Origin of the sequence: Vibrio sp. 10N.222.49.C9, assembly GCF_041474985.1 — a bacterium.
GTDB lineage: Bacteria > Pseudomonadota > Gammaproteobacteria > Enterobacterales > Vibrionaceae > Vibrio > Vibrio crassostreae_C.
Genome location: NZ_JBFRVD010001483.1, coordinates 1 through 376 on the forward strand (window position 1 = coordinate 1; position 376 = coordinate 376).

The window sequence follows — 376 nt, forward strand, 5'->3', positions numbered from 1 at the left end:
TCCTTAGTCATTGGTAGATTCATGGCATCATTCCTCGTGATTGTCATTGAAGTGCTTTGTCACCTAGCTGCTGTTGCATAAAGAAGAAGTTAATCTGTTACTGCGGTCTAATTTCTTCTGTCTACATTTTTACTTTAACTAAATATTCACTAGAATTTCACAAATAAAATTACACAGTGTAAATTTTACAAATATGAAGACAAAAACTAGCTTATTCAGACAATCGCATTTTCTTGGTACTAAGATCCGAAACCTGCGTAAGAGAAATCACCTCACCCTTGATGATCTCTCGTCTCGCTGTATAAAACTCAACCCAGAATCTGCGCCATCCGTGTCGTATCTCTCCATGATTGAACGCGGTAAAAGAGTGCCAAGT

Annotated in this window: 1 protein-coding gene; it reads left to right on the forward strand. The window is 37.8% G+C overall.

The features are described 5' to 3' along the window. Positions 1-193 precede the first annotated feature (193 nt). Positions 194-376 (forward strand): helix-turn-helix domain-containing protein (locus tag AB4585_RS28865; protein WP_372172221.1); only part of this gene is annotated, 183 nt, incomplete at its 3' end.